This is a genomic window from Pseudomonas sp. MPR-R2A5 (assembly GCF_058793055.1).
In genome coordinates this window covers 1-11,498 of the sequence record NZ_JBXAFK010000091.1, presented here as the reverse complement: position 1 = coordinate 11,498, position 11,498 = coordinate 1, and the positions used below count along the sequence as shown (strand labels likewise).

The following is an 11,498-nucleotide window of genomic DNA, read 5'->3' as shown; positions in this document are numbered from 1 at the left end:
TGATCATTTGGCGAGTTTAAAAGTTGCGCTAGGTGGTATGCCGGGGAAATACATGGCTACTTCAGACCATCCCTAACAGCTCTACTGTTCTTAATATTTGCAACAATTAATACATCTCCCCAGGACCTCCCTGACGCAACTCAATGCTTTAGATGGATTTCCTCCAGCATCACAATCACATCAACTCTATTTTTCCTGTTCTACAAGTTAGTTTGGAAACTTTGGAAGATCCCCAAATGGCTGGGGCGGCCAGTGCTTGAAGGAACGTGGATAGGCGAGCTTTCTTCAAACTACAAGATAGATGAGCGAAACCATGCACTTGTACTACCAATTGTTTTTATAGTAAAACAATCATATCTTACTCTTTCAATCAGAAGCCTAACCGAACACCAGGTTGGAGAATCAAAAGTAGAAGCGATACTTGAAAACAAAAAAACGGGGATTTACCGTTTAGCCTATGTATATGAGTTACAGAACGAATATCAAGGTAGAACGACACTTATCAACGGCGCGGGCGATCTTCAACTATCAAATTCAAACTTACAACTAAGTGGAAGCTATTGGACTAGCAGTCCTACAAACGGCGTGATACACCTTCGTAAAATCGCTTCAAAAATCGAAATTCAATCATTCAAAGATGCAAAATCTCTATGGCCAAACAAATCCGACTGGAAAGGCTATTAAGAGAAGCCAATAATAAACATATACAATTAAACAGCATATATGCTGTACCCCATAGCGAGCCAAACAATTTAAAGCAACTAATCTCCGACTACCAGCTTAACAGGGGACAATACAACTTGAACATTACACTGAGCCATCTTATTAATGTTGTTTATCAAGCTCAGCTTTGTAAAATATGACAAATTATTTGGGAAGTGCGCGTGCTTATCTTCTGTTATTGCAAAACCAATGACCACCGTAGACTGCCCCAGCTTGAATGTACCGGGAAACTCTTTAGGCCACTTCTTCCTAATATTTTCTCGAAATGTTGCACTTTTCTTAAAGGTCTCAATGGCTACAGAAGCCTGATTAAAAAAATATGAAGATTTACTCCCCCAAGTATTTTTAATATGATAGAAAGTTTTCGTTTCACTATCAAATAAATCAGCAAGCTCTAATTTATTTTGTCCATTTTTCAGATACACAAAATCTGCATCAGTACAAAGAAAACCTTTATTATCAGCCGCAAATTTGTTGTACTTCCCTTCCTCTTTGTATATTCGCTTATCCCAATCAGGCAGAACACCTCGTCTCACTTCGATATTCGCTATTTCCTCATCAATATAGCTTTGGATATCATCCAATATCTCCAGCCATTTCCCTCCTAACCTTATGAAATTTTTGTTGCCAATAGTCTGTTCATAAACACAGATTTTGTCTATCGGCACGCGCTCTAAGATTAGCTCTCCACTTTCATCCTTTGAAGTAAAGTTGATCTTCAACACACTTTCAACATCAAGGCCCGCAGGATCTATTTTTTCAGAAAGCCTATCTTTCAACTCATCAATATCTAAACAATCCAAAATTACAGACTTTCCGTTAATATTCACCCTAAAGTTTTCGCAACTGCTTTGCTTAACAAAGTCATCAAGCTCCAACGAGATTGTTGTCGTACCCTCAGGTACGCACAGAAACTCAGAAAGCTCGCTAAGAAAATCGGAATCCAACTTCTCTTTTATTTTTTCATCAGAAACCTGCTTAAAAGTTTTAGGGAATTTAACGTTTGGCTCCCCCCTTAACACGATTTCAATATCAGCGATTATTTCATCGATTTTTTTAAGCCCACGCTCTGTCCTAACAACCAAAGAGGATCGACCGGAAACCTTATATTTTTTACCTTCAAATACAGAATTACCCTCCACAAACCGCAACATCCTAGAATAATTCTCCGTATCAAAGTTTGGATTATATCCTTTGACTGCATGGTATAGTTGCTTAATCGCGCCACTCAAAGCCCTTTGATGGAAAGACGTTATACTATTTGCATCTGTTATTAACCGTACGGCGACCTCCAAACCAAAATCATCATGATAGAGATCCTTTAAATATTTGAACGCATACCCACCACACACTGCATACAGTTCATCTTCTCTTTTTTGTAGAAGCATGAAACTGTTACTTATATTTCTCACTTCACCCACTCCAAAATCTTTTTTCAGATGCACTGACCAAGACGGTGTGGACGGTTTATCTTTCAATAGAAGGACAGTTGTATTACCCCCCTCATATTCTTTTACAAAGCCTTTTCTGATAAGCGAGTCCACATCAAACTCGCCTGGGGTTTTAATTTTATAAATAGATATTTTCTGGCTTTCTTTTCTCTGTCTAGGCTCTATCATTGGTATCGGATTCCATTACCATACCCATAGAAATTTAAGTCAGCTTATTAGGGCCGAAAATCTTCGGACCTGTGACATCATTTTTTGTGCTCAAAGAGTGCGCCACATGAAACTGGCCGGCGAAAAAACGTAACGCCAGAGCGAAATTTGATTAAATACACCATGCCACTCCTTCGCCACCATACTTTTGTTTATTCGAGTATAGATGGATCGGGCAAAAAAGCTGGCCCCCCCCCACGTTTCAGTTCTGTCACCCACATCTGGGATATAGATCCCATGCAGCTGAAAGTGAGACTGAGGATATTCCATGAGGTAGTAACTAATAGCCTCATGTTAAAATAATATATAAATCATGTTCTTGCTGAGCGATTCGACTCCTGGTGCCGCACCATATAAGACGAAGCCCTCACAGAAATGTGAGGGCTTTGTTGTTTCTGGCATTCAGAAATCCAACGCCTAAAAAGCACCCCGCCGCCGCCCTGTAGGAGTTGCCGAAGGCTGCGATCTTTTGATCTTCAGATTTCGCCCCCTATGCAAGTCCGGCTGCCCATCCAAATCTGCCTGCACACCTACCCGTTACAATTTCACTTCAGCATGAAGTTGACGACCTCCTCCAGCTACCTATAATGCACCCCAACACACCCGCCAAGCCTAGGTTGACCCAGTCAGCAAGCTCAAATCGTGCGGGTTTTTTTTGCCTGGAGAAAACTACATGAGGCCCTTCGATAAGCCGGCCCTCAGCGTAGAACAGCAATTGGAACTGCTAAAGCAACGAGGCCTGCACGTCGCCAACGACGATCGGGCCATGCGTTTTCTCGAAGTGGTCACGCTGTTTCGCCTGAGCCCCTATATGCGCCCCTTCCAGGAGCCAGACCCTGAACACACCTTCAAGCCCGGCAGCACCCTGAAAGCAGTTGTCGATATCTACCGCTTCGATGGTTCGTTGCGACGCATAACCATGGATGCCATCGAACGTGTCGAAGTCGCCATACGAGCGACTATAAGCAATCACATGTGCCCTAAATATGGGCCTGACTGGATAGCTGACGCGTCAGTCTTCTCCTCGTCATACGCGCATCTCGAGTTGTTGCGCCCCCTGCGGGAGCAATTGAATAAAGAGCGCAACAAACTCAGACGTGATATTGAGCGCATAAAAAACGGTCGACAGGCCGATGGGCTCCAGCAACAGCGGATCGAAAACCGCATGCGCGATAACTACTTCCGATACTACGGAGCGACCTATGCCCACCCTGAGCTGCCGCCCGCTTGGGCGATCCTGGAAGAACTCAGCCTTGGGACGGTATCTACCCTCTTCAGTGCCATAGGCAGAAGTGCCGATAAGAAAGCTATCGCCGCCAGATTCAATCTGCCCTTCGATGTATTGGCCTCCTGGCTACATACTCTGACTTTCATTCGAAATTGCTGCGCCCATCACTCACGGCTATGGAACCGAGAGCTCTCGATTCGACCAGCCTTACCCAATGAATGGGTCATCCAAAATGCACCTGCCAACCGGCCTCAGCCCAAGCAGCGGCTATACATCGTATTGACGATACTGGCCTATCTAACCGACTTGATCAGTCCAGACAGCCAATGGAAGCTTCGTCTGGCCGAAATCATGGATCAGCAGGAACTGGGTTATTTGAGACTCATGGGATTTCCAAATGACTGGAAAAATCAGCAGCAATGGTGTTTGGAATAAGGAAGCCAGAAACTGCAGGTATCGTCTTGACTATCCCCCCAACCTAAAAATCCGAAAATAAATCCGTCCCCTTTTCACTGCGGGCGGCAGCATTGAAGGCCTCGAGCGTAATTTGGTCGTAATTTTGGGACAGACCACGCTAAATTAGTCGTGAACTGTCCCCGATTTTCGTTTCACTCCCTTAACCACGATTTAAGTTATTTCTTATCATGCTAGCTATTTGACCTAGCTCATTTTCTTCAGCGCGACGCAAAGCGGTTTTATCTCGTGGCCCCACAAGACCTACATCTGCGCCGATCTCAATCAAGAACATGGCAACATCTTCATGCCTGTTTTCTATAGCAGCCATAAGGGGTGAGCCATTATATCCCCCGACGGATCCATTGATATCTGCACCTGCAAACACCAACTTCTCTACCAAATCGAGAAATCCGTATCGACTAGCAAAATTTAATGCAGATCGCCCCAAATTATTAACAACATTAACATCCGCACCGTACCGCAAAAACAAGTCAACTATTTCACGATCGCCATTTGCAACGCTTAACATAAAGGGAGTCCACCCATGCTGCTCCTTACGGTTAGGATCAGCCCCATGCTCAACAAGCTCGCGAACCTTATCAAACGACCGCTCTTCAGTGGCCTGGTACAAATCCGTACAACTTGCTTTTGCACGACGATCATAACCATAGACCTGATACGCGGCATCATGCTGATCGAATACTAACTGCAGCTTTTCCCTCTTCACCTCATCAGGAAATAAGAAGAATTTAGCCAAAAAAACAGCATGCACTAAAATCGGCGTAGCTATTATCCACAACCAAACATCACGAAGAGCATCGTTACCGAAAAACTTCGTTAAAAAATACGCCACGAGAAAAAGCAAAAAACCCAACGGGATATAAATTAATAGCGCCCCACGAGTGGCTATAGGTATTCTAGGCAAACCAGCGGCATAGGCTTTACTTCGCGTTCTGATATAAGCCAAAGACTCAAGCGCCACCGATATCGTCGCAGAAATCACCTCACCAATTATCAGTATCGCCATACTTGGGAAAAATGGTAAATCCCACACAGCCAAATGCCCAAAAACAACTTTGGCAGCTACAATAATCGCCCCAACGCCAAAAATCAGAGACGAGTAAAAATCCGCCTTATTGGAGAATTCGCTTCTAGCAATGCCATCCGACTTGAGCCACTCCAAGATAGTCCTGAAAGAAAAGTAAAAACTTAACACCAACAAACACAACAACCAATTATCTTTAGATACCAACTTCGCACTAACAAACGGCAATTGGAAATCGAAATCCATTTTCAAAACAACGGTAAAAAATATCAATATACTGCTAATCGCAAGAAGACTACGCTCCTTACCGAAATCATCAGCTAGTTTTGTCACACATTGCCCCTTTGCAAAGTTACCAACTAAATTAAAATCATGATATCACAAGCCAAGTTTTTGCAAGTCGTCATCCGCCCCCCCAAACCGCATAGACCAACAACTAGTAGAACTATATAAAAAGCTTAGACCATCGACAAAACAGAAATAAATCAATAAGCGGTACGTAGCGCGAGTGCCGTCATCCCGGAGCGACATGATCGATTAAACTGCGATTTATACTGCATCCGGGAGAAATATTAAAGCAATAAAAACCGCCCCACTCACGACGGCCCATCATCGAAATCGTTACTACTAGAAAGTCGGATTTTGTTGGTCGATTTAGCTTTTGATTTTCTTCCTTGCTGACTAAGGGAAGGCGTTTTATACAGTTTTGTTAGCGCCCACTTATGCAAATCAAGAACATTATCGAAGCGAATCGATATACAGCGATTTTGGTCGTTAACATCTGAAGCGACAAGGCATACCTCAACTCCTTTCCGACCTCCCGTCGTCGCATCCACAAGCACTTTCAAATATTTTCCAAATTCGGTCACGCTCAATGCATACGCTGGCGTCGATGAGAAAATATCACTAGCATACTCATCAAGATATATTCTGCCGCCTTCATTAATGTTTGAGCTGAGATAGGGTAAATGCGCTTCAGCAGGTTCAGCGAATACTTCGCGATTGCAAACCGCATGGCGATATATAAATAGAACTTGTTCAGAAGTCTTTAAATCATCGCCGGCAATGAAATGACATTGGTCGTGCAGTTGGCACATGATCTTGTCAGAAAATACCGTCTCACACACAGCCAATACTCTATCCTTTTTGTGCACCTCGGACGAGGCCTTATGTATTGTATCCTTGAACTCGACTAGGCTGTACGTGGTTGAGTTGGTAAATATTGTGTCCCCCAGCAGTTTCCTATCCTGCCCGCCGGTGGGATAATGCCAAAAGTTTACCCCTTTGGCCTTAGCTATATTTTCGACGTTACGCACAAAGGCTGCCATTACCCCACTTTCGTTATCCACGATTTATTCCTTGAACTAGATTTGGCCCTAAATGCAGCATTTTTCTTTTGAAATCGCGCTGCGCCATGCGATGGCTCGCTGAGAAAACTTCTTTGGTCAATTGCTATGATTTGGTGGAGCAGGCAAGGATGACTAACATTGGCTTGATAGGCTTGCACTCCGCTCGTGTATCGCCAGTTGTGGTGATGAAGTTTAAATTTATAGTCCAAAAATAGGATACCAAACAGGGGTAAGATCCAAAAACCACATCCCGTCGGCAATATTCTAACCCACGATGCTTACCATGCTTACTCTGGATGATCTACCTGTCAGCCTATAGCGTTCTGATACCTTATAAATCCCGAATTCGATTCCACTGAAGACCATAACCAGCTGATTTATTTATAGTTACCGTTTGGGGTACGCCAAATTTTCCACCGACTTCCAGACCCACAGGAAACCTAGCCCTGCCGAAAGATACCGTTCGTCTGGTGCCGCACCATACAAAACAAAGCCCCTGCAGAAATGCAGGGGCTTTGTTGTTTCTGGGGTGTTTGTATTTAGCTGATGCCCGCCCGCCTTTCTCCACACCTCTACACCCCCTCGAAAATCCCCCACCTCTATACCCAAGATTCAATTTCCAAGCTTTACGCTGAATTATGAACTGCCAACAATTATGGCTAACCCATAAAAACACCTAATCCCACCAACCCAGCTATCTTCCCAATCGCTCCCCACTCCCCCGGCTGCAAACCCAGCGGCCGAGCCTGAGAACCCGACTTGATGCAGGCGCTAACTACGCCCCCCATTCGCAGTGATTACGAACGTGACAGCTCTCACTCGATAGAGGAGTTTTACCGATCCCCAGCCTGGTCAGGCCGGGGCTTTTTGGTGCCCTGCTGGGCGGTTTTTCTGTATAACGCCGTCAAGACTAAGCGTTGCGAACGGATGCCCATGAACGCCCTGAAACTGATCTGTTTGCTGGTGATTGTCCCGCTGCTGCTCGCCGCTCTGGGCGGTTGGGAGCGTGAGCGGGCGGGTGAGGCTGCCGCGTGGTTGATCAACTACCAGGCCGATGTCAGCGCCACTCGGCAAACCCTGCAGACCTTGGCGACGCAAAACCCTACGGCCCTTATCGACCTGGGCGAGGAAAAAATCGGCATCCAGCCGGCGCTCGAGCGGCTGGATAAAATCACGGCCGAACTGCCCACCGCTCAACGTATCAATAGCGGCATGCGCACCCTGGCGCCGTGGGTGATGGGGCTGGGCCTGCTGGCGGCGTTGATCGGTGTGGCGGCGCTGGCCGGCACACAGTGGGCGGGGCGGCGTGCGCGGCAGTCGCGGGAAAAACTGTTGCAGGCGTTCGCCCTCGGCAGCCGCTTGTTGCCCTATGTGCTGGTGAGCCATGTGGTGGCGATGGCGACGACGGTGGCGCTGGCCTTGAGTTTCGAAGGCTTGGCGATGTGGCACATCGGTCGATTGGGTCGCGGCGAGTTCAAGCTGATGGCCGTGCTGGCGGTGATTGCGGCGTTCTGCCTGTATTCGATCTGGCTGCTGCTCAAACAATCGCGACACATGCTGGGTATGTTCAAACCCGAGCCGCTGGAGATGTTCGGGGCGGTGGTGACGCACGCACAGGCGCCGGAGCTGTGGCGCGACGTGAATACGTTGGCCGGCAAGCTCGGCGCGCTGTCACCGGACCATATCGTGGTGAGCCTGACCCAAGGTTTTTACGTGACCTCCAGCGAGGCCCACGTGCAACCGGCGCATACCACGCTGCATGGACGCACCTTGCATGTGCCGCTGCTGTACCTCGGCCTGCTGAGCCGCGACGAAATCGGCGCGGTGATCGGCCATGAGCTCGCACACTTTGCAGGGGAAGACACCGAATACAGCCTGCGCTTCTTGCCGATCTACGATGGGGTCAATCGCAGCCTGGCGGTGCTGCTGGATACCCTGCTGGCCAGTGACCTGATCCAGGAGTGGCTGATGCGGCCGTCATTCCTGTTCGGCGTGTTTTTCATGCAGCGCTTTGATCACGCGGTCAACCATTGGAGCCGCGAGCGCGAGTTGCTGGCGGATGCCGCAGGTGCGCGCCTGGTCGGCAATGACGCGGCGGCTTCAGCGCTGTTGCGCGTGTCGGTGTTGCAGCCGCTTATCGAGAACGCGCTGTTGGCCTTGTGTGACTCAGCCTCGGAAGAGGATCTGCCCACCGCCGCCCTGGCCGCGCTGCAAGGCCGTGAACTGCAGGTGCCGCCAGAAGCGTTGGAGATTCATCAGCCTCACCCGACCGATTCGCACCCGTCGAATGGCGAACGCCTGCAGGCGCTTGCCGTGTCGCCGGATGACGCCCTGCACAGCGCCACACGGTTCGTGGATGCCCACGCCGCGGATGGGCAAATCGACGCTTATTTCAGTGCGCCGCGCACGCTGCGTGAGCAGTTATCGCGCGACCTGATCGACGTGGCGGTCACCGAAAACACCGCGCACACGGCGTTGCTGGAAACCCTGGCCACATCGACCGACGGCGAACGTGAACTGCATGAGGGAGGGCGTTGGCGCGGCGTGTTGATGGCGGTGTGCGCCGTGCCTTTTGTGGGGCTCGGCTTGGCCATCATGAGCCAGCCCTGGCTGACCCCGGAACGTTTGAAAAGCAACACGTTGTCGGCGATCGGCGCCGGGGCGGCAATCGCCGTTATCGCGTTGATCTTTTTGTGGCTGGGTGTGCGCCGTTTCAAGCGCGCACCGCAGGTCGCGTTGCGCCTGACGCCGGAGCATTTTGTGTTCGCCAACCTGGCACAGCCGTTGCCGATTGAGCACATCGCCGGTGTCACCTTGCAATTTATGCAGGGTATCTGGGTGACCGTGGAGCTGATGCCGGAAGCGCCCTTGCCTGAACGGCGCAAAACCGCATTCGGCGTGCCGGGCGCGCGCATCAACAAGAAGAAACGTCAGGTGCTGTTACAGATGGCGCAGTTGTGCATCGACAACCAGAAGCTCGAACCCTATGAGGGCTTGTCACTGATGCTCGACTACGTAAATGCCTCCCTCGCCCGCAAGATTTTGCAGCACCGCGAGGACTGATCGGCGCACATAAAAAAACCCCGAACCAGTCGGGGTTTTTTATCGCCTGGAATCAGGCGCGACGCCAGATCAATTAGAAAACGTTGATCGGGTAGTCGGCGAACAGACGGACTTCGTTACCGCCGACGTTGTACTGGTCGGCGTTGTTGGAAACACGCAACCAGGACGCACGAGCACGCAGGCTCAAGTCTTTGGCCGGGCCGCTCTGGACGACGTATTTGAACTGGTTGAAGATTTCGCGCTCGGTGCCATTGCCACGGTTGGAGCCGTCGTCAATGTTGGTACCACGCACGTAGGCCACGTTGTAGGTCAGGCCAGGCACACCGAAGGTGCTGAAGTCCAGGCCGTAGCCGACTTGCCAGGAGCGCTCATCCTTGCCGTTGAAGTCGGACCAGTAGGAGTTGGCCAGCAGGATGGTGTTGCCGCCATCGCCGACGCCGCCGGCGTTGCGGTAGCCGCCGTACAGGTAGCCCGTGTCGCCGGTGCTGCGCTGGTGAGCGACGGTGAAGCTGTGCGGGCCAACGGCCCACGTGGCGCCCAGGCTCCAGATTTTGTTGTCGCGGGCGTCGGCGTCACCTTGGTTCTCCAGGGCGAAGCTGCGGTCCAGCTTGGTTTTGTAGCCATTGAAGTCAAAGGTCAGCGACTGTTGCTCTGGCAGGGCCAGCACGTAGTTGACGTTGACGTATTGCTTTTTCAGCACGTCTTGCATGTCGGAAGCGTACAGCGCAGCGGACAGGCTTTCGGTGAATTTGTAGCTACCACCGATGTAGTCGATGCTTTTCAGGCGGCCGCTGTCGCTGCCTTCGGCGCTCTTGCGGGCTTCTTTGGTGAAGTGACCGGCGTCCAGTTGCAGACCGGCGATCTCTTTGGAAACGATCGAGGTGCCTTCGTAGGTTTCCGACAGCAGGCGCGAGTTGTCGTATTCCAGAACCGGCACGGCTGGCATCTGCTGACCGTATTTGATCACGGTGTTGGAGATGCGCGCCTTGACGGCTGCGCCGCCCTTGGCCAGGTCGTTGGCGGCTTCGCCGCTGTCGCCTTGTTTGAAGAAGTCGATACCGCCCGCGCCGCTGCGACCTTTACCACCGTCCAGACGGATAGCGTATTGGCCGATGACGTCCACACCTACACCGACGGTGCCTTGGGTGAAGCCGGACTCGAACTTGCCGATAAAGCCTTGGCCCCATTCGGCTTTGTCTTGCTTGCCATTCTTGTAGTCACGGCTGATATATGCGTTGCGTGCCGCGATGTTCAGGTGGCTGTCGTCTACGAAACCCTTGGATTGCTCCTGGTCGTTTGCCATGGCCTGAGTGGCGCTCAAAATCCCCAGAGCAATCAGACCCATCCGTTGCTTCAACATTTTTTGTATTCCTTATTACTGGTTGAGTACGCGCTGTGACACCAGGCTCCGTTCTGCTTTTTCTGGCGTCGACTTTTCCCGGAAAAAAGAAGGCCCGCGGACGACTGAACTGCCGCAGGCCTTTTTTTATTGGATGAGTCATGGCGGTTAGCCACAGGCGTTGGGCGCAATCCTAGTCCCGCGTTGAACTATGTGTCAATTTCGCGAATCGTCTGTATTTAGGCGAAATAATTCTAAGCAACGCCCTACATCGGTTCTAAAAACGACCCAATTCCTTCTCTTACGACGTCAAAAACACATTTCGTAATACATTTTGGAAGCGGTACGTGTGCTGATACCTGACGTGATGGCGCCGGGCCAGGGTGGTGGGGATGGATTGCGGTTTTCGGCAGAAGGCCTGGGATAGGTGCGCGGCACTGAGCCGTCGTGGTGCTTACAGGCACCCACCCTTTATAGGGCTGAACAGGCTTTAAATGGGGGTTCCACTAAATCTCTGACTTGGCGCTGTCGCGCAGCAAACTGGAGCCGCTGTGGCGAGCGGGCTTGCCCTAATGCCGTTCAGTTAAGGCTTTTTTGTAGGAGCGAGCTTGCTCGCGAAAAACGTCAACGATAACGC

Annotated in this window: 7 protein-coding genes; 3 read left to right on the top strand and 4 right to left on the bottom strand. The window is 50.0% G+C overall.

The genetic code is table 11. The annotated features are described in order from the left end of the window. Positions 1-252 precede the first annotated feature (252 nt). Positions 253-684, top strand: a complete 432-nt coding sequence (locus AC1Q6I_RS34160; RefSeq protein WP_146015797.1) for a Cap15 family cyclic dinucleotide receptor domain-containing protein — start codon at positions 253-255, stop codon at positions 682-684. A 77-nt stretch (positions 685-761) separates the two neighbouring features. Here AC1Q6I_RS34160 and AC1Q6I_RS34155 read toward each other — a convergent pair whose 3' ends face one another. After that, complete coding sequence (locus AC1Q6I_RS34155) at positions 762-2,342, bottom strand: DUF6119 family protein (protein WP_102625647.1); 1,581 nt, start codon at positions 2,340-2,342, stop codon at positions 762-764. Positions 2,343-3,054: 712 nt separating this feature from the next. On the opposite strand from AC1Q6I_RS34155, the gene AC1Q6I_RS34150 reads away from it, so the two are divergent. Further along, positions 3,055-4,044 carry an Abi family protein gene (locus tag AC1Q6I_RS34150; protein ID WP_069075042.1) on the top strand — a complete coding sequence of 330 codons (990 nt, stop codon included), beginning with the start codon at positions 3,055-3,057 and terminating at the stop codon, positions 4,042-4,044. 181 nt (positions 4,045-4,225) lie between these two features. Here AC1Q6I_RS34150 and AC1Q6I_RS34145 read toward each other — a convergent pair whose 3' ends face one another. After that, positions 4,226-5,443 (bottom strand): ankyrin repeat domain-containing protein, encoded by a 1,218-nt coding sequence (locus tag AC1Q6I_RS34145; protein WP_102625648.1) that lies wholly within the window; start codon positions 5,441-5,443, stop codon positions 4,226-4,228. Between the two features lie 263 nt (positions 5,444-5,706). Beyond that, positions 5,707-6,459, bottom strand: a complete 753-nt coding sequence (locus AC1Q6I_RS34140; RefSeq protein WP_069075044.1) for a hypothetical protein — start codon at positions 6,457-6,459, stop codon at positions 5,707-5,709. 933 nt (positions 6,460-7,392) lie between these two features. Here AC1Q6I_RS34140 and AC1Q6I_RS34135 point away from each other — a divergent pair. Next, a complete protein-coding gene (locus AC1Q6I_RS34135; RefSeq protein ID WP_102625649.1) occupies positions 7,393-9,522 on the top strand; it encodes a M48 family metallopeptidase in 2,130 nt (709 codons plus the stop codon). A 73-nt stretch (positions 9,523-9,595) separates the two neighbouring features. Here AC1Q6I_RS34135 and AC1Q6I_RS34130 read toward each other — a convergent pair whose 3' ends face one another. Then, complete coding sequence (locus AC1Q6I_RS34130; protein ID WP_069075046.1) at positions 9,596-10,882, bottom strand: OprD family porin; 1,287 nt, start codon at positions 10,880-10,882, stop codon at positions 9,596-9,598. Between the last annotated feature and the right edge of the window lie 616 nt (positions 10,883-11,498).